The 23,479-nt window shown below is 71.0% G+C and carries 25 protein-coding genes and 3 tRNA genes; 9 read left to right on the forward strand and 19 right to left on the reverse strand.

The annotated features are described in order from the left end of the window. Nucleotides 1–128: 128 nt before the first annotated feature. Both rplL and rplJ read right to left on the reverse strand, forming a co-directional pair. Entirely contained in the window at nucleotides 129–521 is a 393-nt protein-coding gene (gene rplL, locus AMYTH_RS0125460) for a 50S ribosomal protein L7/L12 (RefSeq protein ID WP_017986584.1), read from the reverse strand. A 45-nt stretch (nucleotides 522–566) separates the two neighbouring features. Next, a complete protein-coding gene (gene rplJ / locus AMYTH_RS0125465; protein WP_017986583.1) occupies nucleotides 567–1,103 on the reverse strand; it encodes a 50S ribosomal protein L10 in 537 nt (178 codons plus the stop codon). Nucleotides 1,104–1,403: 300 nt separating this feature from the next. Here rplJ and AMYTH_RS0125470 point away from each other — a divergent pair, with 300 nt between their 5' ends. Further along, entirely contained in the window at nucleotides 1,404–2,357 is a 954-nt protein-coding gene (locus AMYTH_RS0125470; RefSeq protein ID WP_027932641.1) for a hypothetical protein, read from the forward strand. A gap of 47 nt (nucleotides 2,358–2,404) precedes the next feature. On the opposite strand, the gene rplA is transcribed toward AMYTH_RS0125470, so the two are convergent. The 5 genes from rplA to AMYTH_RS0125495 form a co-directional block, all read right to left on the reverse strand. Next, the gene (rplA, locus tag AMYTH_RS0125475; RefSeq protein WP_027932642.1) at nucleotides 2,405–3,124 is read right to left on the reverse strand and encodes a 50S ribosomal protein L1; all 720 of its coding nucleotides are present in this window, start codon (nucleotides 3,122–3,124) and stop codon (nucleotides 2,405–2,407) included. 77 nt (nucleotides 3,125–3,201) lie between these two features. Next, nucleotides 3,202–3,633: a 50S ribosomal protein L11 gene (gene rplK / locus AMYTH_RS0125480; protein WP_017986580.1), complete on the reverse strand. Its 432-nt coding sequence runs from the start codon at nucleotides 3,631–3,633 to the stop codon at nucleotides 3,202–3,204. Between the two features lie 77 nt (nucleotides 3,634–3,710). Continuing rightward, entirely contained in the window at nucleotides 3,711–4,541 is an 831-nt protein-coding gene (gene nusG / locus AMYTH_RS0125485; protein WP_027932643.1) for a transcription termination/antitermination protein NusG, read from the reverse strand. Nucleotides 4,542–4,596: 55 nt separating this feature from the next. Further along, a complete protein-coding gene (gene secE, locus AMYTH_RS0125490; RefSeq protein ID WP_020417540.1) occupies nucleotides 4,597–5,046 on the reverse strand; it encodes a preprotein translocase subunit SecE in 450 nt (149 codons plus the stop codon). 27 nt (nucleotides 5,047–5,073) lie between these two features. Then, nucleotides 5,074–5,146 (reverse strand) — tRNA-Trp (locus tag AMYTH_RS0125495). Nucleotides 5,147–5,324: 178 nt separating this feature from the next. Here AMYTH_RS0125495 and AMYTH_RS0125500 point away from each other — a divergent pair. Then, a complete protein-coding gene (locus AMYTH_RS0125500; RefSeq protein WP_027932644.1) occupies nucleotides 5,325–6,551 on the forward strand; it encodes a pyridoxal phosphate-dependent aminotransferase in 1,227 nt (408 codons plus the stop codon). A 76-nt stretch (nucleotides 6,552–6,627) separates the two neighbouring features. Next, nucleotides 6,628–7,533 (forward strand): SGNH/GDSL hydrolase family protein, encoded by a 906-nt coding sequence (locus AMYTH_RS0125505; protein ID WP_027932645.1) that lies wholly within the window; start codon nucleotides 6,628–6,630, stop codon nucleotides 7,531–7,533. 299 nt (nucleotides 7,534–7,832) lie between these two features. Here the strand turns inward: AMYTH_RS0125505 and AMYTH_RS0125510 are convergent, their stop codons facing one another. The 8 genes from AMYTH_RS0125510 to AMYTH_RS0125545 form a co-directional block, all read right to left on the reverse strand. Then, entirely contained in the window at nucleotides 7,833–8,132 is a 300-nt protein-coding gene (locus AMYTH_RS0125510; protein WP_027932646.1) for a type II toxin-antitoxin system PemK/MazF family toxin, read from the reverse strand. Further along, entirely contained in the window at nucleotides 8,132–8,359 is a 228-nt protein-coding gene (locus AMYTH_RS0125515; RefSeq protein WP_017986574.1) for a ribbon-helix-helix domain-containing protein, read from the reverse strand. Before AMYTH_RS0125515 ends, AMYTH_RS0125510 begins: the two co-directional genes overlap by 1 nt. A 29-nt stretch (nucleotides 8,360–8,388) precedes the next feature. Further along, entirely contained in the window at nucleotides 8,389–8,784 is a 396-nt protein-coding gene (locus AMYTH_RS0125520) for a MaoC family dehydratase (RefSeq protein ID WP_027932647.1), read from the reverse strand. Continuing rightward, nucleotides 8,784–9,233, reverse strand: a complete 450-nt coding sequence (locus AMYTH_RS0125525) for a MaoC family dehydratase N-terminal domain-containing protein (RefSeq protein WP_026153753.1) — start codon at nucleotides 9,231–9,233, stop codon at nucleotides 8,784–8,786. The genes AMYTH_RS0125520 and AMYTH_RS0125525 overlap by 1 nt, the downstream gene beginning before the upstream one ends. A gap of 95 nt (nucleotides 9,234–9,328) precedes the next feature. Further along, complete coding sequence (gene rpmG / locus AMYTH_RS0125530) at nucleotides 9,329–9,493, reverse strand: 50S ribosomal protein L33 (RefSeq protein ID WP_005453176.1); 165 nt, start codon at nucleotides 9,491–9,493, stop codon at nucleotides 9,329–9,331. A 176-nt stretch (nucleotides 9,494–9,669) separates the two neighbouring features. Next, a tRNA-Met gene (locus AMYTH_RS0125535) sits at nucleotides 9,670–9,742 on the reverse strand. A 52-nt stretch (nucleotides 9,743–9,794) separates the two neighbouring features. Next, nucleotides 9,795–9,867 (reverse strand) — tRNA-Thr (locus tag AMYTH_RS0125540). A gap of 76 nt (nucleotides 9,868–9,943) precedes the next feature. Continuing rightward, a complete protein-coding gene (locus tag AMYTH_RS0125545) occupies nucleotides 9,944–12,568 on the reverse strand; it encodes a putative bifunctional diguanylate cyclase/phosphodiesterase (protein WP_027932648.1) in 2,625 nt (874 codons plus the stop codon). A 534-nt stretch (nucleotides 12,569–13,102) separates the two neighbouring features. Here AMYTH_RS0125545 and lon point away from each other — a divergent pair. Further along, nucleotides 13,103–15,505, forward strand: a complete 2,403-nt coding sequence (gene lon, locus AMYTH_RS0125550) for an endopeptidase La (RefSeq protein WP_027932649.1) — start codon at nucleotides 13,103–13,105, stop codon at nucleotides 15,503–15,505. A gap of 52 nt (nucleotides 15,506–15,557) precedes the next feature. Here the strand turns inward: lon and AMYTH_RS0125555 are convergent, their stop codons facing one another. Continuing rightward, nucleotides 15,558–16,196, reverse strand: a complete 639-nt coding sequence (locus AMYTH_RS0125555; protein WP_027932650.1) for a DedA family protein — start codon at nucleotides 16,194–16,196, stop codon at nucleotides 15,558–15,560. A gap of 116 nt (nucleotides 16,197–16,312) precedes the next feature. On the opposite strand from AMYTH_RS0125555, the gene AMYTH_RS0125560 reads away from it, so the two are divergent. From AMYTH_RS0125560 to AMYTH_RS0125570, 3 genes are all read left to right on the forward strand, one after another. Next, nucleotides 16,313–17,434: a sensor histidine kinase gene (locus AMYTH_RS0125560; protein ID WP_027932651.1), complete on the forward strand. Its 1,122-nt coding sequence runs from the start codon at nucleotides 16,313–16,315 to the stop codon at nucleotides 17,432–17,434. Next, entirely contained in the window at nucleotides 17,425–18,069 is a 645-nt protein-coding gene (locus AMYTH_RS0125565; RefSeq protein ID WP_027932652.1) for a response regulator transcription factor, read from the forward strand. The genes AMYTH_RS0125560 and AMYTH_RS0125565 overlap by 10 nt, the downstream gene beginning before the upstream one ends. Before the next feature lie 305 nt (nucleotides 18,070–18,374). Then, entirely contained in the window at nucleotides 18,375–19,328 is a 954-nt protein-coding gene (locus AMYTH_RS0125570) for a sporulation protein (protein ID WP_027932653.1), read from the forward strand. A 1-nt stretch (nucleotide 19,329) separates the two neighbouring features. Here the strand turns inward: AMYTH_RS0125570 and AMYTH_RS0125575 are convergent, their stop codons facing one another. After that, nucleotides 19,330–20,790 (reverse strand): multicopper oxidase family protein, encoded by a 1,461-nt coding sequence (locus AMYTH_RS0125575; RefSeq protein ID WP_027932654.1) that lies wholly within the window; start codon nucleotides 20,788–20,790, stop codon nucleotides 19,330–19,332. Further along, the gene (locus AMYTH_RS0125580) at nucleotides 20,787–20,996 is read right to left on the reverse strand and encodes a DUF5957 family protein (protein ID WP_027932655.1); all 210 of its coding nucleotides are present in this window, start codon (nucleotides 20,994–20,996) and stop codon (nucleotides 20,787–20,789) included. Before AMYTH_RS0125580 ends, AMYTH_RS0125575 begins: the two co-directional genes overlap by 4 nt. A 108-nt stretch (nucleotides 20,997–21,104) precedes the next feature. Here AMYTH_RS0125580 and AMYTH_RS0125585 point away from each other — a divergent pair, with 108 nt between their 5' ends. Continuing rightward, nucleotides 21,105–22,217: a sensor histidine kinase gene (locus AMYTH_RS0125585; RefSeq protein ID WP_037322680.1), complete on the forward strand. Its 1,113-nt coding sequence runs from the start codon at nucleotides 21,105–21,107 to the stop codon at nucleotides 22,215–22,217. Further along, nucleotides 22,214–22,876 carry a response regulator gene (locus tag AMYTH_RS0125590; RefSeq protein ID WP_027932657.1) on the forward strand — a complete coding sequence of 221 codons (663 nt, stop codon included), beginning with the start codon at nucleotides 22,214–22,216 and terminating at the stop codon, nucleotides 22,874–22,876. Before AMYTH_RS0125585 ends, AMYTH_RS0125590 begins: the two co-directional genes overlap by 4 nt. On the opposite strand, the gene AMYTH_RS0125595 is transcribed toward AMYTH_RS0125590, so the two are convergent. After that, the gene (locus AMYTH_RS0125595; protein WP_027932658.1) at nucleotides 22,834–23,472 is read right to left on the reverse strand and encodes a TetR/AcrR family transcriptional regulator; all 639 of its coding nucleotides are present in this window, start codon (nucleotides 23,470–23,472) and stop codon (nucleotides 22,834–22,836) included. The genes AMYTH_RS0125590 and AMYTH_RS0125595 overlap by 43 nt on opposite strands. Nucleotides 23,473–23,479: the final 7 nt, after the last annotated feature.

The following is a 23,479-nucleotide window of genomic DNA, read 5'->3' on the forward strand; positions in this document are numbered from 1 at the left end:
CAACAAGGTGCAACGAGTCAAGTCCCGAGCAGGTTACTCATGAGTTTTTCAAGCCACAATCCAGGTGAAGAGAAAAAGGCGGGCCACCCGCCGGGTGACCCGCCTTTTTCGAGATGCGGAATTCGCGACTACTTGACGCTGACCTTGGCGCCGGCAGCCTCGAGCTTCTCCTTGGCCGCGTTGGCGGCGTCCTTGTCGACCTTCTCCAGGAGCGGCTTCGGGGCGCCCTCGACGAGCTCCTTGGCCTCCTTCAGGCCCAGGCCGGAGACGACCTCGCGGACGACCTTGATGACCTGGATCTTCTTGTCGCCGGCACCCTCGAGGATGACGTCGAACTCGTCCTTCTCCTCCTCGGCCGGGGCGCCCGCAGCGGCGGCACCCGGGGCGGCGGCCGCGACGGCGACCGGCGCGGCGGCGGTGACGTCGAAGGTCTCCTCGAACTTCTTCACGAAGTCCGAGAGCTCCAGCAGGGTCAGCTCCTTGAACGCGTCGAGCAGTTCGTCGGTGCTCAGCTTCGCCATGGTGGCGTTCCTTTCCTAACGGGTGGTACGGGGTGGGTGGTTACTTCAGCTCTCGGCGGGTGCCTCGTCGCCCTGCTGCTTGTCCGCGAGGGCCTGCGCGAGGCGGGCGACCTGGGACGCCGGGGCCTGGAACAGAGCCGCGGCCTGGGACAGCTTGGCCTTGAACGCGCCTGCCGCCTTGGCGAGGAGAACCTCGCGGCTGTCGAGGTCGGCGATCTGGTTGACCTCGTCGACGGACAGCGGGCGGCCGTCCATGTAGCCGCCCTTGATGACCAGGGCGGCGTTGTCCTTGGCGAAGTTCTTCAGGGCCTTCGCGGCGTCGACCGGCTCACCCTGCACGAAGGCGATCGCGGTCGGGCCGACGAAGAGATCCTGGAGACCCTCGATGCCGGCCTCTTCCGCGGCCCGCTGCACGAGGGTGTTCTTCGCAACCCGGTACTTGGCACTGGTGCCGAGAGCGCGGCGCAGCTCGCTGAGCTGGGACACGGAGAGGCCGTTGTACTGGGTGATGACGGTGGCCGAGCTGCTGCGGAAGTGGTCCGCGATCTCGGCGACGGCCGCCACCTTGTCCGGCTTCGCCATGGGTCGCCTCCTCTCTTGGCTGGTTTGACCGCCTTGTGCGAGGAGTCCCGGGAAGAAGAAAACGCCCACGCGCAGCAAGCACGGGGCGTCGGGCACACCGGGGGTGTGCAGCCTCGTTCTTCCTGCGCGGGCCGCCCCTCCTGTTCCGGGGCACTTCGCTTCGCGCCTGACGGCGTGAAGAACCAGCGGTCTTCGGTAGAACCGTCGTCCATAGTACCTGGCCTGCGCGGGCGGCTTGCCGGCCCCCTGGTTACGCGGTCCGTGATGACTCGGCCACCCCGTGGCAGGCATCATGGGCGCGTGGTGGAGCAGCGACCAGGCCAACAGCCCGACGAGCCGTCCCGGGACCCCAGCGGCGAGCCGCCGGCGGGCAGCTCGGCCGTGGAACCCGCCCAGCCGCAGCTCGATCCGGAGCAGCTGCGGCAGTTCCAGCAGTTCCAGCAGTTCCAGGACTTCCTCCGCTACACCGAAGCGCAGCGGCAGAGCAACGGAGAGCTGGTGCCGACGCAGAACGCGCCGGTGCAGAGCGCACCTGGGTACGGCCCGGTGCAGAACGCGCCTGGGTACGGCCCGGTGCAGAACGCGCCCGTGCCTGGCCCACCGACGCAGGCCGGGCACGGCGGCCCGCCGGTGCCACCTCCTCCGTACGGCCAGCTCCAGCCCCTCCCCCAGCCCGGCCCGAAGATCAGGGCACCGAAGTGGGCGAAACGGCTGGCGGGGAAGCTGCTGTCCGCGCTGCTGTTCCTGATCGTCCTGATCGTCGCCGGCAAGCTGGCCTACAACCACTTCTTCCCGAGCGACGACCCCGACCTACCCGCCGCTCAGACCGGTGGTGGCACGTACCACACCAACGTGCTCTATTCGGCGAACCCGTACGAAGCAGCTCGCCAGATCTACCAGCAGATCGGCCAGAACCTGCCGGACCGCGCCTGCGGGCTGATCGCACCGGAGGTGCGTCAGAAGTTCGCGAACGACCTCGGGTACGCGACCTGCGAACAGGCGTCGGCCGAGATCTACAAGCAGGTGACGAACCGGATCAGCTGGGCCAGTTCACTGCCGTTCGGGGGCACCCCTCCCCAGGGCGCCACCGAGGTGCGCATCGACTCCTGCGAGTACGAGATCACCGGCGGTCCCGCGCTCGGTGTCTTCGTCGTCAGGGAGGTCAACACCAACCAGTGGCTCGTCGTGGGCCACGAGCCAGGCCCCACGGCGTGCCCCGCGCCGAGTACTGCGGGCACTCCCACCAGGCGATGAGAAGGGCCCCGGCGCAGCAGCGCCGGGGCCCTTCTCACGAACCAACGTCAGACGGTCGCGTCCTCGGCGAGGAGGTTGCGCGTCCGGGCGGGGTCGACCGGGATGCCGCGCCCCATGGTGGTCGAGACGACCACCTTCTTGATGTAGCGGCCCTTCGCGGCGGACGGCTTCGCCCGCAGGATCTCGTCCAGGGCGGCCGCGTAGTTCTCCACCAGCTTCTCGGCGTCGAACGACGACTTGCCGATCACCAGGTGCAGGTTGGCCTGCTTGTCGACGCGGAAGTCGATCTTGCCGCCCTTGATCTCGGTGACCGCCTTCGCCACGTCGGGCGTCACGGTGCCGCTCTTCGGGTTCGGCATCAGGCCACGCGGGCCCAGGATGCGGGCGATGCGCCCGACCTTCGCCATCTGGTCCGGCGTCGCGACAGCGGCGTCGAAGTCGAGCCAGCCACCCTGGATTCGCTCGATCAGGTCGTCGCTGCCGACGGCGTCCGCACCGGCGGCCTCGGCCTGCGCGGCCTTGTCGCCGACGGCGAACGCGATGACGCGGACGGTCTTACCGGTACCGTGCGGCAGGTTCACGGTGCCGCGGACCATCTGGTCGGCCTTGCGGGGGTCGACGCCGAGGCGCATCGCGACCTCGACCGTCTCGTCCATCTTGGACTTGGAGAGCTCCTTCGCCAGCTTGACGGCCTCGAGCGGGGCGTAGAGCCGCTCGCGGTCGATCTGCTCAGCCGTCTGGCGGTAAGCCTTGCTGCGCTTTGCCATGTCTGTCCTTAGCTAGAAAGTGGATCAGTTGTGGTACGAGCCAGCGCCTGGCTCTCCCACATCCGGGAAAACCGGATCTATTCGACCGTGATGCCCATCGACCGGGCGGTGCCGGCGATGATCTTCGCGGCCTGCTCGATGTCGTTGGCGTTCAGGTCCGACTTCTTGGTCTCGGCGATCTCGCGCACCTGGTCCCAGGTCACCTTGGCGACCTTGGTCTTGTGCGGCTCGGCCGAGCCCTTGTCGATGCCCGCGGCCTTCAGCAGCAGCCGAGCGGCCGGCGGCGTCTTCAGCTTGAAGTCGAACGACCGGTCTTCGTACACGGAGATCTCGACCGGCACCACGTTGCCGCGCTGCGACTCGGTCGCGGCGTTGTAGGCCTTGCAGAACTCCATGATGTTGACGCCGTGCTGACCCAGCGCGGGGCCGACCGGCGGAGCCGGGTTCGCGGCACCCGCCTGAATCTGCAGCTTGATGATCGCTGCAAGCTTCTTCTTCTTGGGTGGCATTCCTAGTTCCTATTCAGTACCGAGTACCCCGCGCGCCTGCCTGCGCGCGAGGGCCAACGATCCAGTGTACTGGGTCGTCAGATCTTGGAGACCTGGTTGAACGACAGCTCGACCGGCGTCTCGCGGCCGAAGATCGACACCAGGACCTTCAACTTCTGCGCGTCCGCGTTGACCTCGCTGATCGTCGCGGGCAGCGTCGCGAACGGGCCGTCCATGACGGTGACCGACTCGCCCACCTCGAAGTCGACCTCGACCGCGGGCGCGCCCAGCGCGGCCTCCGCCGAGGCGGCCTCGCCCTTGGCCTTCGCCGGGGCGGGCTTTTCGACCTTCGGGGCCAGGAACTTCAGCACGTCGTCGATGCTCAGCGGCGACGGCTTCGAGGTCGCGCCGACGAACCCGGTGACACCCGGCGTGTTGCGCACCGCGCTCCACGAGGCGTCGTTCAGCTCCATCCGGACCAGGATGTAGCCGGGCAGCACCTTCTGCTGCACGACCTTGCGCTGGCCGTTCTTGATCTGCGTGACCTCTTCGGTCGGGACCTCGATCTGGAAGATGTAGTCCTCGACGTCCAGCGTCTGGGTACGGGTCTCGAGGTTGTTCTTGACCTTGTTCTCGTACCCGGCGTAGGAGTGCACGACGTACCAGTCGCCCGGGAGCGAGCGCAGCTCCTTGCGCAGCTTCTCGACCGGGTCCTCGTCGTCGTCCTCGGCGGGCGCGGCTTCGGCGACCGGCTCGGCCGCCTCGTCGCCCGCCTGCTCGTCGTCGGCCGCGGCCTCTTCCGGCTCGGCGTCGAGTTCGGCGACCGCGCCGTCGGCGTCCTGGTCGGACTCGACGGCCTCGTCCTCAGCCACCGCCTCGACCGGCTCGTCGTACTCGTCGCCGGCTGCGACGCCGTTCTCGGAGGTCACGTTCCGTCCTCTCACTTGATCGCTTGTCGTGTCCGTGCCGGCCCGCGGGACGCGCTCAGCCGAACAGCCAGAACACGCCCTTGCGGAACGCGAAGTCCAGCAACGAGACCAGCGCGACCATGAAGGCCACGAAGACCAGCACGACCGTGGTGTAGGTGACCATCTGCTTGCGCGTCGGCCAGATGACCTTGCGCAGCTCGGCCCACACCTCGCGGATGAACCGCACCAGCCTCGCGAACAGCGACGGCTTCTTGTCCTTGCGGGTCCGCTTCGGGGTCGCGCGACCCTTCTTGACCTCGCCCGCCTTGGCCTTGCCGTCGGTGACCGGGCTCGCGGCCGAAGCCTTGCCCGACGGACGCGCCTTGTCGCCGTCCTTGGCCGCCTTGCCGGCAGGGCGCGCGGAGGCGCGACGTTCGCGCCGCGCCGCAGCCGTGACCGGACGCGCAGCCCGCTTGGGCTCCTGCTCCTGGCCCTTGCCGCCGGCGTCGTTGTCGCTCACGACCACTCCTCCGCTAAGGCACCTACATCGACGCAGGGGTGACAGGACTTGAACCTGCAACCTGCGGTTTTGGAGACCGCTGCTCTGCCAATTGAGCTACACCCCTTCGAGCAATCCAGCCGCTCGCTGGACGCCCTTGACCCTCCCCGCATGCCCTGCGGGGTCAGGCGCCGGACGTTCCAAGTTCGGAAGTCTACGGCAAGCCCGGAAGGGGCCCGCAACCGAGGGGCGCAGAACGGCTCCCGCGTGCTCCTCGACACACGCGACGTGCGAACATGAAGGCCATGAGCGCACCCGCAACCGTCACCGCCAGCTCCCGCATTTCGGCCCGGATCGCCGGCATCACGCCGTCGGCCACCCTCGCCGTCGACGCGAAGGCGAAGGAGCTGAAGGCGCAGGGCCGCCCGGTGATCGGCTTCGGTGCGGGGCAGCCGGACTTCCCCACGCCCGACTACGTCGTCGAGGCGGCCGCGAAGGCCGTCCACGACCGGGCCAACCACGGTTACACCGCGGCCGGCGGCCTGCCCGAGCTGAAGGAGGCCATCGCGGCGAAGACGCTGCGCGACACCGGCTTCGCCATCGAGCCCAGCCAGGTCCTGGTCACCAACGGCGGCAAGCAGGCCGTCTACTCCGCCTTCGCCACGCTGTGCGACCCGGGCGACGAGGTCCTGCTGCTCGCGCCGTACTGGACCACCTACCCCGAGTCGATCAAGCTCGCCGGCGGGGTGCCGGTGCAGGTCACCGCCGACGAGTCGACCGGCTACCGGGTCACCGTCGAGCAGCTGGAGGCCGCGCGCACCGACCGCACCAAGGTGCTGCTGTTCAACTCGCCGTCCAACCCGACCGGCGCGGTCTACAGCCGCGAGCAGATCGAGGCCATCGGCAAGTGGGCCCACGAGCACGGCATCTGGGTGATCACCGACGAGATCTACGAGCACCTGACCTACGACGGCGTGGAGAACCACTCGATGCCGGTCGTGGTGCCCGAGCTGGCCGACCAGACCCTGGTGCTGAACGGCGTCGCCAAGACCTACTCGATGACCGGCTGGCGCGTGGGCTGGATCGCCGGCCCCAAGGACGTGATCAAGGCCGCGACGAGCTACCAGTCGCACCTGTGCGGCAACGTGTCGAACGTCGCACAGCGGGCCGCGCTCGCCGCCGTCGCGGGGCCGCTGGACGTGGTCGCCGAGATGCGCGCCGCGTTCGACGTCCGCCGCAAGAAGATCGTCTCGCTGCTCTCCGACATCCCGGGCGTCACCTGCCCGACCCCGGAGGGCGCGTTCTACGCGTACCCGTCGTTCAAGGAGCTCCTCGGCAAGGAGATCCGCGGCGAGAAGCCGGCCGACACGCTGGAGCTGGCCGACCTGATGCTGCGCGAGGCCGACGTGGCCGCGGTGCCGGGCGAGGCGTTCGGGACGCCGGGCTACTTCCGGTTCTCCTACGCGCTGGCCGAGTCGGACCTGGTGGAGGGCGTGGAGCGGATCGCGGCCCTGCTGTCCGAGGCGAAGTAACCCGATCGAGTCAACCGAAGCGCCACTTCCGCATGCCGGAAGTGGCGCTTCGGCGTTTTCGGGGTAGCCGTAGCGGGTGGGGAAGAAGGTGCTGATCGGGGTGGTGGTGGCCGCGCTCGTCGGGGCGGCGACCGCCGGTGTCGTGTACTGGCGCAGCGACCGCGGCGAGTCCACCGCGCCGCCGAAGCCCCCTGGTTCGGTGATCGGCCCCGGCACCGGCCGGTACGTCGCGCTGGGCGACTCCTACACGTCGGCGCCGAGAACCGGGGCGCCAGCCGGGACGCCGCCGGGCTGCGGACGGTCGGACAACAACTACCCGCACCTCGTCGCCGCCGAGCTGCGGCCGGTGTCGTTCGCCGACGTCAGCTGCGGCGGGGCGACGACGCAGCACCTGTCGGAGCCGCAGACCACGCCGGACGGGGTCAACCCGCCGCAGCTGGACGCGGTCACCCCGGACACGACGCTGGTGACGCTCGGGATCGGCGGCAACGACATCGGGCTGGTGAGCCTCGCCCGCGACTGCCTGACGACCAACCGCGCGGTGTCGCTGTGCAAGCCGCGGCTGACCGCCGGCGGGCGGGACCAGCTGGCGGAGCGGATCACCGCGACGGCGACGAAGGTGCGGACCGCGCTGACCGCGATCCACGAGCGAGCGCCACGCGCGCAGGTGATCGTGGTGGGCTACCCGACGGCGCTGCCGGACGGGAACGGGTGCTGGCCGTTCCTGCCCATCGGCCCCGAGGACGTGGCCTACCTGCGGACCTCGCTCGCGCGGCTGAACTCGATGCTGGCCAGCGAGGCGAAGGCGGGCCAGGCCGGGTACGCGGACACTGCGACGCCGTCCAAGGGGAAGGACATGTGCGCGAAGGCGCGGGTCAAGTGGGTCGAGGACGTGGTGCCGTCCTCGCCGGCGATGGAGCTGCATCCCAATGCGGTCGGGGAACGTGGGATGGCGGACGTGGTGCTGGATCTGGTGGATTGACCTCGTCTGCCGCGGCTCGTGTGCCTGAGTGCGGCTTTAAAGATCAAAAGATGGTCCTCGCCGGACGGGCAGGCTCCGGGATGACCTGGGGGTCCCTCGGCTCGCCTTGGGTGGGTGGTCGCCGGGTGGTCATCCCGTCGCCTGCGGTTTGTGGGTATCACTTTGAGCCAGGCCCGCAAGGTTGCGTTGTCGGCCGCGCGCTGGCGGCCTGGGTTGCGGGCCTGGCTCAAAGTGATCGTTCCGGTGTCAGGCGACGGGATGACCACCCAGCTACTTGTTGTTCAGGGCGCTGCGCGTCCTCAGTCGAGGTCGAAGGCGAGGCGGATCGCTTCCGTCAGTTCGCGCTCCTGGTCGGGCATCAGGCGGCCGATCTGCTTGCCCAACGCCGACTTGCGGATCGTCTGGATGTTGTCGCAGCTGACGACGCTTTCGTGGTCCAGGCCGTTGCGGCTGCCGACCCGCACCTCGGTGGACAGGCCGCGGATCGTGCTCGTGACGGGGGCGATCGTGACGCGGGTCAGGTGCGGGCGGATCAGTTCGCGGGTCAGCACCAGCACCGGCCGGACCTTGTCGAGCCGGGCCAGGTGGATCGGGCGCATCAGTCCAGGTCGTCCAACGGGGCGGCGTGCTCCTCGATCCCGGCGAGATCGTCCGGCACGCCGCCCGTGAGCAGGGCGATGTCGCGCTCCGTCAGCAGGCGCCGGCGCTCCCGTTCCAGGGCGCGGAACACCAGCTCGGCACGGCTCGCGGCGCCGCCCTCCTCCACCACGTGGTCGATGAAGGACACCAGGTCGTCGGGGAGACGGACGGCGATCTGCTTCGTCATACCACTACGGTACCAGTTTGGGATGCACCTCAGCGGACGACGGCCTGGGCCTTCCCGAGCACCGTCTTGCCGTCGAACTTGGCCGTGATGTCCACGCGGGCGGTGCCGTCCTCGCGGACCTCCGCGACCTTGCCGCTGAACTCGACGTCCGCGCCCTCCGGCGAGACCACGACGGGCCTGGTGAAGCGGACGCTGTACTCGACCAGCTTGCCCGGGTCGCCGAGCCAGTCCGTGACGAGACGGCCGCCCAGCGCCATCGTGAGCATCCCGTGCGCGATCACGTCCGGGAGCCCGACCTCCTTGGCGAACCGCTCGTTCCAGTGGATCGGGTTGAAGTCCAGCGACGCGCCCGCGTACCGGACCAGCTGGTCACGTGTGACGTGCACCTGCAGCGACGGCAGCTCGGTGCCCTTCTCGTACGCCATCAGGCCCCCTCTCCCCGCACGACGAGCTGCGCGCGCGTCGTGCACACGAGCTGACCGTCGGCGTCGACGACCTCGCCGCGCACGGTCAGGAAGTCGTTGCCCGCCCTGGCCATGATGTCCTCGACCGTCGTGGTGATGCGGAGCCGATCACCGGCGTGCACCGGGCGTGTGTAGCTGAAGGCCTGGTCGCCGTGCACCATCCGGCTGTAGTCCAGCCCCAGCTCCGGGTCCTCGGCGATGGCGTTGATCGCGTCGAGGTTGATCACCGTGAGGAAGGTGGGCGGCGCGATGACGTCCGGGTAGCCGGCCGCGCGGGCCGCCTCCGGGTCCGTGTAGAGCGGGTTGGCGTCACCGATCGCGGCGGCGAACTCGCGGATCTTCTCGCGGCCGACTTCGTAGGTTGAGTCCGGCGGGTACGTCCGCCCGACGAACGAGGGGTCCAAAGGCACCCGAGCAGCCTACCCACCGCCCGCGTGCGCACGGAAAGCACGAAGGCCGCCCCGGTGGTCCGGGGCGGCCTTCGTCGAAACCTGGGGTGCTGGCGTCAGCGGGTTTCCTTGTGAACCCGGTGCGTACCGCAGTTCGGGCAGAACTTCTTCATCTCCAGGCGATCCGGGTCGTTGCGCCGGTTCTTCTTGGTGATGTAGTTGCGGTGCTTGCAGACCTCGCACGCCAGCGTGATCTTCGGTCGCACGTCGGTGGCAGCCACAGCAAAGCCTTTCTCTACACAACGAAAACCCCCACAAGCGACCTGACCTCCCAAGTCGCCCCGGGTGGGGGTCCAGGGGGCTAGCCCCCTGGCGGGGGTCCGGGGGTCCGACCCCCGGTGCAATGGCGAAGCGGATCAGGCTCACGCGCTCCGTGAGCATAGTCCGCCCATCCGCGTAGCGGTGGCCGGACTTGAACCGGCGACACAGCGATTATGAGCCGCTTGCTCTACCGACTGAGCTACACCGCCTTGACCGGCCTTCAGGCTCCCCCACCGAAGCGGAGCGGCCTGCTGACCACCGAGCCCCAATACGGAATCGAACCGTAGACCTTCTCCTTACCATGGAGACGCTCTGCCGACTGAGCTATTGGGGCGAGTTCCAACGTCTGAACGTTGAAGCCTCGAAGAGATTACATCGTCCGCCGGAGGGGCCGCGCAGGGGGGTCCCCTTTAGGTCAGGAGCGTCAGCACCGTCTCCATCTTGCGCCCCACCGACCGGGCCGTCCGGGCCTGCAACCAGGCCTCCAGGCGGTCCTCGGCCAGCGGACGGGAGATCAGGTAGCCCTGGGCGACGTCGCAGCCCATCGCCTCCAGCTGGTCCCGCGCGACGTCCTCCTCGACGCCCTCCGCGACGACCGCGAGGCCCAGCGAGTGGCCGAGCTCGACGATCGACCGGACGACCGCCAGGTCGCCGAGGTCCGTGCCCATGCCGAGGACGAAGCTCTTGTCGATCTTGACCTCGTCCACCGGCAGCTGCCGCAGGTAGGCCAGCGACGAGTAGCCGGTGCCGAAGTCGTCGACCGCCAGCACGATCCCGTGCGCGTGCAGCTCGCGCAGGATCGGCAGCGCCTTCTGCGGATCGGCCATCACCCCGGACTCGGTCAGCTCGAACGTGAGCAGCTCGGGCGGCACGTCGAACTTCCGCAGCGCCTCCACGACCTTCGCCGGGAAGTCCTCGTCGGCCAGGTTGCGCACGGACAGGTTGACCGCGACGGAGATCCGCAGCCCCTCGTCCATCCACTTGCGGACGCGGATCAGCGACTGCTCCAGCACGAACCCGGTCAGCACGCCGACCAGGCCCGCGGCCTCGACCGCGGGCACGAACTCGTCCGGGTCGAGCCGGCCGAACTCGGGGTGCTGCCAGCGCACCAGCGCCTCCACGCCGAGGACCTGCTTGCTCGGCAGCGACACCTTCGGCTGGTAGTGGACGCTGACCTGGCCCTCCTCGATGGCCTGCCGGAACTGGGTGACCATCTGGAACCGGCGCAGGAAGATCTGGCCCATGCTGGGCACGTACCCGCGGACCTCCTCACCACCGCGGGTGGCCCGCACGGCGACGTCGGCCCGCTGCAGCAGGGCATCCACGTCGCCCGGGTCGAGGGTGTCGTCGTCGGCCGTGGAGGCGTAGCCGACCATCGCGTTCGCCTCGACCGTCAGCCGGTCGACCGGGTACGGCACGGACAGCTGCGAGCGCAACCGCTCGGCCGCCTCGTGCACGCCGTGGCCGCGCACGCCGGTGAGCAGCGCCGCGAACGACGCGCCCTCCAGGCGGGCCAGCGGCACGTCCGGGCCGAGCGCGTCACGCAGGCGGCGGCCGGCGGCGACGACCATCCGGTCCGCCCACGCGTAGCCGAGCGCGTCGCTGACCGCGGAGAACACGTCCAGGTCGATGCGCAGCACCGCGGAGTCGGCGGACGCGCTGTGCTCGGCCAGCGGTTCGCGCGCGACCTGGCGGAAGCCGGGCCGGTTCAGCAGGCCGGTCAGCGGGTCGTGGTAGGCGTCGTGGCGCAGGGTGGCGAGCAGGCGGCGGTTGTCCAGCGCGGTCGCCAGGTGGCTGGCCATCGTGCCGAGCAACTGGACGTCGTACTTGCCGAAGCCGCGCCAGCGGGACAGCCTGTCGTGCGCCTCGACCACGCCGAGCAGCTGGTTCGCGCTGCGCAGCGGCACCACCAGCGCCTCCTGCGCGCCCCGGTTGAGCAGTCCGGCGGCGATGTCGCTGTTGGCCTCGGTGATGCGGAAGTGCCGCACGTGCGAGCCGGGCAGCCGCAGCATCGGGTCGTCGGCGGGTAGTTCGGCCGACGGCATCGGCTCCCCCGCGACGACGGCGCGCATGTCCGCGGTCGGCTCCAGGCGCAGCCGCAGGACCACGCGGCCCGCGGAGAGCTGGTCCTTGATCCGCTCCGCGATCGTCTCCCACTCGCTGACGTTCACGCCCGCCGCGAGGTCGTCCGCGCCGCTGGCCGGGCGCGCGGCGGCCTGCTGGCCGGAGCGCGCGACCATCAGGCTGACGTCGGAGAGCGCTTCCATGTCCCGCTGCTCGCGCAACAGGTCGGAGTAGGCCCAGTAGAGCGCGGACAGCCCGGCGAAGACGGCGAGCACCAGCGGCCACGCGTTCGCCGTGCCTGCGATCACCAGGTAGCCGCTCAGGCCGACCGAGGCGTTGACGAACCCGACGACCAGGATGCGGCCGGTGAGCCGGAGCGCGGTGCCGATCCGCATCCGGCGGCGCAGCACCCGGACGGCGGCCAGCGCCAGCAGCGTGCTGGTGAGCGGCGCGGTCAGGGTGCCGGCGAGCGCGGCGGGCCACGTCATCTCGGTGGCGCCCATGATCCGCTCGACCAGGCCGGCCACGGCGAACGCGCTGGTGATCTCCAGCAGGAACGCGCCGGCGTTGTAGAGCACACGCCCGGAGACACGGCGGACCACGAGCGTGCTGATCCCGGCGACCAGGTGCGCCGCCAGCACCACTTCGAACGGCGCCACGAAGAAGCCGATGACCAGCGGGATCTCGGTGAAGGAAATGGTCCAGGAGATGCCGGACCGGACGTCGACGTTGATGCCGAGCTGCTCGGCGAGCAGGAACGACAGGGCCAGCACCGGGCCGATCCACCACAGCTTCGCCGAGCCGTCGAACGGCAGCCACAGCGACACGGCGGCGGCGGTGAGCACACCGACGGAGAACACGGTCAGCGTGTAGACCCGGAAGCGGCGCTCGTCCGCCCGCGCCTCGGCACCACCAGAACCGGCGGCTGCCGCCGGGACGGGGCCGTCAGGCCTGCCATCGGAGTCCGGCATGCAACCTCCTTCCACCCATTCGCCCCAGCGCGCCCGCTTGAACCCACCCGCGCACGAGACGGTGATCTCGGTGCGAATGAGGGGATCACTGTACCCCGGAGGGCGTACTTCAGCCTCTTTCCGGCCGCCATGACATCACCCCATAGTTAACAACGTGCCAACTACGGTGACCAGCGGAGACTTACGGGTGAGCTGGATCTTTCCGGTGATCGCTCCCGGTAGTCGGTGTTAAGCGCCACGCCCGGCTACGACGAGTTCGCCGCGAGCCGTCGCGCTGCACTCCTCCGCATTGATCGCGATTCAATCGAGATCGGGATTACCCGAACCGATGACTGAGCGTGGTCTCGCCGGTTACACCCGGGAAAACGTTTCCGGCAATGCGACGATCATCTCAGTCCTGGCACCTGGAACCACTGCCGGACGTGCCCCGGTTTATTCCCGGAAGCCGTCCGCTGCAAGCGAACTACCTGCGGAAACAAACCCGGCCGCCAGAAAGTTGAGCTAGGCAGACTCAACCAGGTAGGGAGCAACAAGATGACCGACACCAGGCTCCTCCCCGTACTGCCCCTCGACGACGACGTCGTGCTGCCCGGCATGATCGTCCCGCTCGAGCTCGATGACGCCGAGACTCGCGCCGCGGTCGACTCCGCGCAGAGCAAGGCACCGAGCACGCCGTCGTTCCCGGGCATCCGGTCGCTGCCGTCTGCGCAGGCCGAGGTCCTGATCGTCCCGCGGGTGCACGGGGAGTACGCCGAACTGGGCGCCGTCGCGACCATCGAGCGCGTCGGCCGGATCCCCGGTGGCAAGGCCGCCGTCCTGCTGCGCGCCACCCGGCGCGCCCGCGTCGGCGAGAACGGCGACGGCGCCGGCGCCGCCCGCTGGGTGTACGCCGAGCCGGTCGCCGAGGTCGTCGGCGACCAGGCCCGGACGCTGGCCGCCGAGTACAAGACCGTCGTGATCTCGATCCTCCAGCAGCGCGGCGGCTGGCAGATGATCGACGCGGTGCAGCAGGTCGAGGACCCGTCCGCGGTCGCCGACCTCGCGGGCAACTCGCCGTTCCTGAGCACCGACCAGAAGCTGGAGCTGCTGGCCACGCTCGACGTCGCGGCGCGGCTGGAGAAGGCGCTGGAGTGGAGCCGGGAGTACCTGGCCGAGCTCGAGGTGACCGACACCATCCGCAAGGACGTCGCCGAGGGCATGGAGAAGCAGCAGAAGGAGTTCCTGCTGCGCCGCCAGCTGGAGGCGATCCGCAAGGAGCTGGGCGAGCTGGACGGCACCGCCGACCAGGACGACTACCGCGCCCGCGTGGAGCAGGCCGACCTGCCCGAGCACGTCCGCACGGCCGCGCTGGCCGAGGTGGACAAGCTGGAGCGCACCTCCGACGCCTCGCCGGAGGGCGGCTGGATCCGCACCTGGCTGGACACGGTCCTGGAGCTCCCCTGGAATGACCGGACCACCGACGTCCACGACATCGCGGCGGCGCGGGCGGTGCTCGACGCCGACCACGCGGGCCTGGACGACGTGAAGGAACGCATCATCGAGTACCTGGCCGTGCGCGCCCGGCGCGCCGAGGCCGGACAGGGGCAGGTCGGCGGGCGGCACTCCGGAGCCGTGCTGGCGTTGGTCGGTCCTCCCGGTGTGGGCAAGACCTCGCTCGGCGAGTCGGTCGCGAAGGCGATGGGCCGGAAGTTCGTCCGCGTCGCGCTCGGCGGTGTCCGGGACGAGGCGGAGATCCGCGGCCACCGGCGCACCTATGTCGGCGCGCTGCCCGGCCGGATCGTCCGCGCCATCAAGGAGGCCGGCTCGATGAACCCGGTCGTCCTGCTGGACGAGGTGGACAAGGTGGGCGCCGACTACCGCGGCGACCCGACCGCGGCGCTGCTGGAGGTCCTCGACCCCGAGCAGAACCACACGTTCCGCGACCACTACCTCGAGGTGGAGCTGGACCTGTCGGACGTGGTGTTCCTCGCCACGGCCAACGCGCTGGAGACCATCCCCGGCCCGCTGCTGGACCGGATGGAGCTGGTGACGCTGGACGGCTACACCGAGCACGAAAAGGTCGTCATCGGCCGCGACCACCTGCTGCCGCGCGAGCTGGAGCGGGCCGGGCTGGGCCGGGACGACGTGCGGTTCACCGACGCGGCGCTGAGCCGGATCGCCGCCGAGTACACCCGCGAGGCGGGCGTGCGCAACGCGAACCGGACCATCGCGAAGGTGCTGCGCAAGATCGCGACCAGGGTCGCGCTGGACGAGGCGACCCTGCCGGTGACCGTCGACGCGGCGGACCTGGAGGGCTACCTCGGCCGTCCGCGGCACCTGCCGGAGTCGGCGCTGCCCGCGTCGACGCAGCGGACCGCGACCCCGGGCGTGGCGACCGGCCTGGCCGTCACGGGCGCGGGCGGGGACGTCCTCTACATCGAGGCGTCGCTGGCCGATCCCGAGTCGGGCAGCTCCGGGCTCACGGTCACCGGGCAGCTGGGTGACGTGATGAAGGAGTCGGTGCAGATCGCGCTGTCCTACCTGCGGTCCCGCGGCGCCGAACTGGAACTCCCGGTCGGCGACCTGAAGGACCGGGGCGTGCACGTCCACGTGCCCGCCGGCGCGGTGCCCAAGGACGGGCCGAGCGCCGGGATCACGATGACCACGGCGCTGGCGTCGCTGCTGTCCGGCCGCGTGGTGCGGTCCGACGTGGCGATGACCGGTGAGGTGTCGCTGACCGGCCGCGTCCTGCCGATCGGCGGGGTCAAGCAGAAGCTGCTGGCCGCGCACCGGGCCGGGATCAAGACCGTGATCATCCCGCAGCGCAACGAGCCGGACCTGGACGACGTCCCCGCGGACGTGCTGGCCCAGCTCGACGTGCACCCGGTGTCGAACGTCCGTGAGGTCCTCGACCTGGCGCTGGCGCCGGCCACCACCCCCGTGGCCCAGGCCGCCTGACGCCCCCGAGCGGAGCCGCCCTCCCCTGCCCCCAGGGAGGGCGGCTCCGTGTTCACGTCCGGACGCGCTCCCGCAGCCTGGTGATGACGAACACGGCGAGCGCGATCGCGACGGCGCCGATCACCGCGTACTGGAAGAAGCCGGCGTAGCGGTCCACCACGTGCCAGTTCGCGCCGAGCAGGTAGCCGGCGACGACGAAGATCGTGTTCCAGATCAGGCTGCCCAGCGTGGTGAGCACGAGGAACCTGCCGAACGCCATCCGCTCGATCCCGGCGGGCAGCGAGATCAGGCTGCGGAAGATCGGCACCATCCGGCCGAAGAACACCGCCTTCGTGCCGTGCTTGGCGAACCACGCCTCGGTGCGGTCGAAGTCGGAGGCCTTGACCAGCGGGATGCGCAGCAGCAGCGCGCGGGTCCGCTCGCGGCCGAGCAGCGCGCCCAGCCAGTAGACGATGACGGCGCCCGCGACCGAGCCGAACGTGGTCCAGGCCAGCGCTTCGAGCAGGCTGAACGTGCCCTGGCCGGCGGAGAACCCGGCGAGCGGCAGCACCAGCTCGCTCGGGATCGGCGGGAACAGGTTGTCCAGGCCGACGATGATGGCGGCGCCCGGTCCGCCGAGCGAATCCATGAGCGAGACGGCCCAGCCGGCGAGTCCCCCGAGCGGTTCGGCCTGTGCGAGTTGGAGATCCATACTTCGAAGCTAGGTTCGCGGGCGGCGGCCGAACATGGGGCGCGGCACCCGGTCATCCTGCGGAAAACCTCAGTACCGGCCGCCCGGAACCCCGCTAACCTCGGGTTGTGCCCACAGTGGACCTGCGCCGCGCGTTGCGGGTGACGGCGGGGCTGGCGCTCGGCGCGCTGAGCGCGTTCGCCGAGGCGGCCTTCGTCGTCGTGGCGACGCTCGTCCTCGCCGTGCCCGCCGCGCGCCCCGCCGTGTTCCGGGCCACCCGCTGGTTCGCCGAGCGGGAACGGGCGCGGCTCCGGCGGTTCCTCGACTACCCCACCTCGGACGACTACCGCGACTCGCGCGCGCTGCGGTACCTGGCGTCGCGCAGCGTCGCGGGCGGTCTGGGCGCGGGTGTCTTCGCGTTGATCGGGCTGGGCCTGGCGACGGCGGTGATCACGGTGTGGCAGCTGGCGGGCGGGCAGCCGCTCGGCGACGACCAGGACTGGTTCGACGTGCCCGTGCTGCTGCTGATGGGCGCGCTGCTGGTGTTCCTCGCCGTGCAGGGGCTCATCGGCGTCGGCGCGCTGGAACGCACGCTGGCGCACCACTTCTTCGGCCCCACGAAGCAGGAACGGTTGCAGCGCCGGGTCGACGCGCTCACCCACAGCCGCGCCGAGGTCGTCGAGGCGGTGAACGACGAGCGGCGGCGGATCGAACGCGATCTGCACGACGGGGTGCAGCAGCGGATCGTGTCGTTGGGCATGCTGCTCGGCCGCGCCCGGCGCGCGAAGGACCCGGAGCGGGCGGAGGCGCTGCTGCGGCAGGCGCACGAGGAGACGCAGCTGGCGCTGCAGGAGCTGCGGGACGTGGCGTGGCGCGTGTACCCGATCGCGCTGGACGAAGGCGGGCTTGCCACGGCGCTGGAGGCGCTGGCCGAGCGGTCGAGCCTGCCGGTCGCGCTCTCGTACGCGCTTGAGGAGCGGTTGGATCCGGCGACCGAGACGGTGGCGTACTTCGTGGCGTCGGAGGCGGTGACGAACGCGATCAAGCACGCGGCGGCGAGCCGCATCGAGATCGCGGTGGCGCGGGCGGGCAGGATGGTCGGCGTGACGATCACCGACGACGGCGTTGGCGGCGCTCAGGTCGCGGGCAACGGGCTGTCCGGCCTGGCCAGGCGGGTCGGCGCGGCCGACGGAGTGTTCACTGTGGACAGTCCGGCCGGCGGGCCGACGGTCGTGCGGGCGGAGCTGCCGTGCGCGTGATCCTGGCCGAGGACTCGACGTTGCTGCGGGAAGGCCTGATCCGGCTGCTCGCCGAGGAGGGCCACGAGGTGCTCGCCGCGGTCGGCAACGCCACGGAGCTGCTCGACGAGGTGTCCCGGGCGCAGCCGGACGTGGTGGTGACGGACATCCGGATGCCGCCCGACCACACCGACGAGGGCCTGCGGGCGGCGCTGGAGATCCGGCGGCGCTGGCCGGACGTCGGGGTGCTCGTGCTGTCCCAGTACGTCGAGAAGCGGTACGCGACGGAACTGATCACCGACGACGGCGGGCGGGTCGGGTACCTGCTCAAGGACCGGGTCATGCAGGTCGGCGAGTTCCTCGACGCGCTGGAGCGGGTCGGGTCCGGCGGGGCGGCGTTCGACCCCGAGGTCGTCCGGCGACTGCTGGCGCGCACCACGCACGCCGACCCGCTCGCGACGCTGACCGCCCGGGAACGCGAAGTGCTGGCGAAGATGGCCGAGGGGCACACGAACGCCGGCATCGCGGCGGAGCTGTACGTGTCGCAGTCCGCGGTGGAGAAGCACGTGAACGCGATTTTCGACAAGCTGCGGCTGAGCCATACGAGCGGGTACAGCCGGCGGGTGCTGGCTGTTCTGCGCTACTTGGGCTCTTAGGGGGCGCTACGCGCGTATCTGCGCTGCGCGCGGCCGAAAGCGCCGGCTTCGCTTCGCTACGCCCGGATCTGCCCTCCCGAACCCGATCTTTCAGTGTTCGGTTGCCGAGACACCGCGTCAAGCCGGGAAAGAGTGGCTTGACCCGGTGGCTCGGCAACCGATTCGGCTGGGGATCGGGTTGCGGGAGAGGGGTGGCTCGGGGGGTGAGGGCCTTCGTTGCCGGGTTCCTGGTGGTGAGCGGGGTTTTGCTGCCGGTAGTCTCGATCTTGAGCCTGTTTTGTCCGGATCCCCAGGAGGAACTGTCCATGTTCAAGCGGATGCTCAGCGCCTTCGGCGTCGGTGGGCCGTCGGTCGACACCGTGCTCGACTCGCCCCACGTGGCGCCCGGTGGGGTGGTCACGGGGCAGGTCCGGATCCAGGGCGGCAGCGCCGACGCGGCCATCGACCAGGTCGTCCTGTCGCTGGTCACGCGGGTCGAGATCGAGCACGGCGGGCACGAGTCCGCGGCCACCGGTGAGTTCCACCGCCAGCTCGTGCAGCAGGGCGTGCGGGTGCCGTCCGGTCAGCTGGTCACGGTGCCGTTCGAGCTGCGCCTGCCGTGGGAGACGCCGATCACCGCGGTCGGCGACTCGCTCCTGCACGGCATGGCGGTCGGTGTGCGGACCGAGCTGGTGATCTCGGGCGCGCCGGACAAGGGTGACCTCGACCCGGTCCACGTGCACCCGCTGCCGTCGCAGGACCGGGTGCTCGACGCGTTCGGGCAGCTCGGGTTCCGGTTCCGCAACGCCGACGTGGAAGCGGGCCACCTCTACGGCGTGCGCCAGGAGCTGGGCTTCTACCAGGAGCTCGAGTTCTTCCCGCCGGCTGAGTTCGCCGGGCGGATCAACGAGGTCGAGCTGACGTTCGTCGCCGGGCCGCACGATCTCGCCGTCGTGCTCGAAGCCGACCGGCGGGGCCGCTTCATGCAAGCGGGCGGCGACTCGTTCGGCCGCTTCCAGATGTCGCACCAGGATGCGGAGAACGCCGACTGGGCCGCGCTCATCGGGCAGTGGCTGAGCGAAGCCGCCCAGCGCGGCGGGCACTCCGCGTTCGGCAACCCGGCCTTCGGCGGCCATCACCCGGGCCACCACGGCCACCATGGTCACGGCCGCGGCATGGGCGTCGGCGGCATGGTGGCCGGCGCCGCGGCGGGTGTCGTCGGCGGGATGATCATGGGCGAGATGCTGGAAGAGGCGTTCGAGTTCGACGGCGAGGAGTGACTCACCGGACCACGAAATTCGCCATCATCATCATGTCCTCGTGTTCGAGGTTGTGGCAGTGCAGGACGTACTTCCCGCGATAGCCCTCGAACCGGACGAGCACCTCGGCCTGGTCGCCGTTGCCCAGGTCGACCGTGTCCTTCCAGCCGTGCGCCGTGCCCGGCACCTGGAACGGCGCGAGGTGGATGTGGATCGGGTGCGGCACGTTCTGCGCCCGCAACCGCCACAGCTCCACCGTGCCCAGGGCGGGCTCGGCCACGACGCCGTCCGCGCTGAACGGCATCCCGTTGACCGTCCACAGTGTCATCCCGTGGTGCTCGGCCCCGCCGCGGCGGAACGTGAACTCGCGTTCCGCCACGGCATCCGAGCGGGACAGCGGCCGCACGTCGGCCAACCGGTCCGGGACGGCGCTGTCGTCGGGCGCCCGCCGGGTCACCACGAACCGCATCACCCGCGCCGTGCCGCCGTCGCCGAGCCGGTTCACCAGCGTCACCTCCTGGCCGGGCGAGTACGCCGAAAAGTCGATCACCACGTCGTACCGTTCGGCCTGCGCGATCTGCAGCCGCTCGTGCCGGACCGGCGCGGCCAGCAGCCCCTGGTCGCCGCCGATCTGCGTGAACCCCGGCCCCGGCGGGTCCAGTGCGAGCCGGTAGCGGCGGGCGTTGGAGGCGTTGAGGATCCGGAACCGGTAACGCGCGGCGTCCACCTCCATCACCGGCCACGGCGCGCCGTTGACCAGGATGCAGTCGCCGAGCACGCCGCTGACGAACTCACTGGTCACACCCGGCTGCCCCAGCAGTGACGGGTCGACCGACGGGTAGGCGAACGAGCCGTCCGCGGCGAACGACCGGTCGGTGATCATCAACGGCACCTCGCGCTCGCCGCGCGGCAGGGGCAGCGCGTCCTCCTCGTCGTCACGCACCAGGTGGAACCCGGCGAGCCCGCGGTAGACCTGCGGGCCGGTGAAGTCGGCCCGGTGGTCGTGGTACCAGAGCGTGGCGGCCGGCTGGTCCAGCGGATACACGTACTCCCGCGCCGCGCCGGGCGCGACCAGGTCCAGCGGGTAGCCGTCGTGCTCGGGCGGCGTGCGGCCGCCGTGCAGGTGCACCACCACCGGCACGCCGAGCTCGTTGCGGTGCCGGACGACGGTGGTCTCGCCGCGGCGGGACTCGATCGTGGGGCCGGGGAAGATCCCGTCGTACCCCCAGACCGTGGTGCGCAACCCGGGCAGGATCTCCACCTCGGCGGCGCGCTGGGTGATCTCGTAGTGGCCGGGTCGGACCGGCCGCAGCACGGGCGGCACCGGCAGCGGCACGGTGAACGGCTCGGGCAGTTTCGCCGCGCTGCGCAACAGGGTGCCCGCGCTGGACTCGGTCTCGGTGTTCGCGCCGCCGCTGGCGCAGCCCGCCACGAGCAGGCCGGCCGCGGTGACGCGGAACAGGTCGCGCCGGGACAGGTTCACCGGTTCCGCCTCCGCTGGTCGATCAGCACAGCGACGACTGCGCCCGCGGCGGCGAGCAGCTGCGGGCCGAAGCCGATCACGAACGTCCAGGGCGCGTCGACCTGACCGTCCTGCCCGGCGAGCCGTCCGACGAGTTCGCCGAAGACCAGAAAGCCCACCGCGAGGCCCGCGAACAGGCCGAGGATGGCGACACCCAGGGTTCTCATGCGAGCCGAAACTAGGCGGGCGCGCGCTGCCCGTCGTCCGTCCGCAGTCGATCGCGGTGTCAACATCCGGCGACTGTGCGCGGGCCCGGACCTGGCTATTCTCGGGACGTGAGCGAGCGAAAGCGGGTGCTCGCCGACGCCGCTCTGGGGGTCGCGACCTCCACCGTGGTGGCCGTCGCCATCGCGATGGACCTCGGCGGCGCACGGGCGCCCGACCCGGTGGCGTACCTGTTCGCGGTGTGCCTCGGCGCGCTGATGCTCGTGCGCCGCCGGTTCCCGGTGCTGGCGCTGGCCGCGACCGCCGCCGGGCTGCTCGCCTACCACGCGGCCGGCTACCCGCCGGTGGGGCTGGCGCTGCCCGTCGCGGCCGCCCTGTTCTCCGCGGCCGAGGCCGGCCGGGCACGCGTCGCGGCGGCGACGGCGGCGGCGTTGGTGCTGGTCAGCACGTTCTTCCGGTTGCGACAGGGGGAGAGCCCGGATTACCTGCTCGGGTTCGAGCTCGCCTCGACGGTGGGGCTGATGCTGAGCGCGATCGCGCTGGGGGCGTTGCGTGCCGAGCAACGCCGCACCGCGCGGCAGGCCGCGGTGGAACGGGAGTGGGAGGCACGGCGGCGGGTCGAGGAGGAACGCCTGCGCATCGCGCGGGACCTGCACGACGCCGTCGGGCACACGCTGGCGGTGGTGTCGGTGCAGGCCAGCGTCGCCGCCGAGGCGCTGGACGACGACCCGGACGCTGCCCGGTCCGCCCTGGCGACCCTCCGGCTGGCCGCCGACGAAGCCGTCCACGACCTGCGGACCACGCTCGGGCTGCTGACCGACGACACCGGCCGCGCCCCGGCGGGCAGCCTGCGTCACCTCGACGCGCTGGTGACCGCGACCGTCCGAAGTGGTCTGGAGGTGACCGTGTCGACCGAGGGCGAGCCGGTCGCGTTGCCCGCGGCCGTGGACACCACGGCGTACCGGATCGTGCAGGAGGCGCTGACCAACTGCCTCCGCCACGCCCGGGCGAGCAAGGCGGAGGTGCGGCTGCGCTACGAACCGGGCCTGCTGCGGATCCAGGTCCGCGACGACGGCGCCGGCGCCGAGCTGCCCGCCCGCGGCGGCCGCGGCCTGGACGGCATGCGGGACCGCGCCGTGCTGCTCGGCGGTTCGGTGACGCTGGAGTCCCGCCCTGGCGCGGGTTTCCAGGTCGACGCGAGCCTGCCGGTGGAGCCGCGATGATCCGCGTCGCGCTTGTCGACGACCAGCACCTGATGCGGGCCGGTCTGTCCGCGTTGCTCGCCCGCGCCGACGACATCACCGTCGTGGGCGAGGCCGCCGACGGCGCGGAGGCGGTGACGCTCGCCCTGACCGCGCGGCCGGACGTCGTGCTTATGGACATCCGCATGCCCGGCGTGGACGGCATCGAGGCCACGCGGCGCATCGTCGCCGACCCGCGGTTGCGCGCCGTGCGGGTCGTTGTCCTGACCACGTTCGACACCGACGAGCACATCCTGGACGCGATCCGAGCCGGCGCGTCGGGGTTCCTGCTGAAGAACACCGAGCCGGACGACCTGCGGGCGGCGGTGCGAACGGTCGCCGCCGGTGATGCGCTGCTGGCGCCGTCGGTCACCCGGCGCGTGATGGCGGCGGTGGCGCACGGGCACCGCACCGACCCGGCGCGGCTGGCGCGCCTGACCGAGCGGGAACGGGAACTGCTCGCCGAGGTCGCCGCGGGCCGGTCCAACGACGAGATCGCCGGGCGGCTGTTCCTCAGCCCGGCCACGACCCGCACCTACGTGAGCCGGTTGCTGTCCAAACTGGACGCGCGCGACCGCGCCCAGCTGGTGCACATCGCCTACGAATCCGGCCTGGTCCGCCCCGGCGACCCCGGCCGGTGAGCGCAGCCGCGCCACCCCGGCGCGGCGACTCCGGTCAGCACCACGTCCACCACCTGCTCCGCCAGGTGGTCGGTGACCGGCAGGTGTCCGAAGAGGACCCGGTAGTAGGTGGTCGAGGCGAGCATGTCGAGCACGAGGTCGAAGTCGAGGTCCGGGTCGAGGTCGCCGCGCTCGACGCCGCGGCGCAGGGCTTCCGCCGTGGAGCTCCGTCGCGTGTGGAAGTAGTCGCGCAGGAACACCTCCGCCAGTTCCGGATCGTCGGCGAGGTCGGCGACCAGCGCGGGCAGCACCCGCCGTCCGATCCTGGTCGTGAAGGCCTCGCTGAGCGTCCCGATCCCCGCGACCAGGTCGCAGCGCGTGCACCCGGTGTCCGGCGTCGGCACCGCGCCGACCGTCGCCACCAGCGCGTCGACCACCAGGTGCGGACGCCCCCGCCAGCGGCGGCGTAGCGCGGGTTTGCTCGTGCCCGCCCTGGTCGCCACCGCCTCCAGGGTGAGCGCCGCGTAGCCCACCTCGTTCAGCAGGTCCACCGTCGCTTCGCGGACGGCTCCGTCGATGCGCTCGTCGCGTGGCCGGCCGGCCCGGGTGCTCGTCACAGCCCCC

The sequence above is a fragment of the Amycolatopsis thermoflava N1165 genome (assembly GCF_000473265.1).
Classification (GTDB): Bacteria; Actinomycetota; Actinomycetes; order Mycobacteriales; family Pseudonocardiaceae; genus Amycolatopsis_E; species Amycolatopsis_E thermoflava.

Coding starts and splice junctions, on each gene's coding strand:
- rplL (WP_017986584.1), bottom strand. CDS start 521: ATGGCGAAGCTGAGCACCGACGAACTGCTCGACGCGTTCAAGGAGCTG.
- rplJ (WP_017986583.1), bottom strand. CDS start 1,103: ATGGCGAAGCCGGACAAGGTGGCGGCCGTCGCCGAGATCGCGGACCAC.
- rplA (WP_027932642.1), bottom strand. CDS start 3,124: ATGGCAAAGCGCAGCAAGGCTTACCGCCAGACGGCTGAGCAGATCGAC.
- rplK (WP_017986580.1), bottom strand. CDS start 3,633: ATGCCACCCAAGAAGAAGAAGCTTGCAGCGATCATCAAGCTGCAGATT.
- AMYTH_RS0125500 (WP_027932644.1), top strand. CDS start 5,325: ATGAGCGCACCCGCAACCGTCACCGCCAGCTCCCGCATTTCGGCCCGG.
- AMYTH_RS0125510 (WP_027932646.1), bottom strand. CDS start 8,132: ATGCGCCCGATCCACCTGGCCCGGCTCGACAAGGTCCGGCCGGTGCTG.
- AMYTH_RS0125515 (WP_017986574.1), bottom strand. CDS start 8,359: ATGACGAAGCAGATCGCCGTCCGTCTCCCCGACGACCTGGTGTCCTTC.
- AMYTH_RS0125520 (WP_027932647.1), bottom strand. CDS start 8,784: ATGGCGTACGAGAAGGGCACCGAGCTGCCGTCGCTGCAGGTGCACGTC.
- AMYTH_RS0125545 (WP_027932648.1), bottom strand. CDS start 12,568: ATGCCGGACTCCGATGGCAGGCCTGACGGCCCCGTCCCGGCGGCAGCC.
- lon (WP_027932649.1), top strand. CDS start 13,103: ATGACCGACACCAGGCTCCTCCCCGTACTGCCCCTCGACGACGACGTC.
- AMYTH_RS0125555 (WP_027932650.1), bottom strand. CDS start 16,196: ATGGATCTCCAACTCGCACAGGCCGAACCGCTCGGGGGACTCGCCGGC.
- AMYTH_RS0125570 (WP_027932653.1), top strand. CDS start 18,375: ATGTTCAAGCGGATGCTCAGCGCCTTCGGCGTCGGTGGGCCGTCGGTC.
- AMYTH_RS0125580 (WP_027932655.1), bottom strand. CDS start 20,996: ATGAGAACCCTGGGTGTCGCCATCCTCGGCCTGTTCGCGGGCCTCGCG.
- AMYTH_RS0125590 (WP_027932657.1), top strand. CDS start 22,214: ATGATCCGCGTCGCGCTTGTCGACGACCAGCACCTGATGCGGGCCGGT.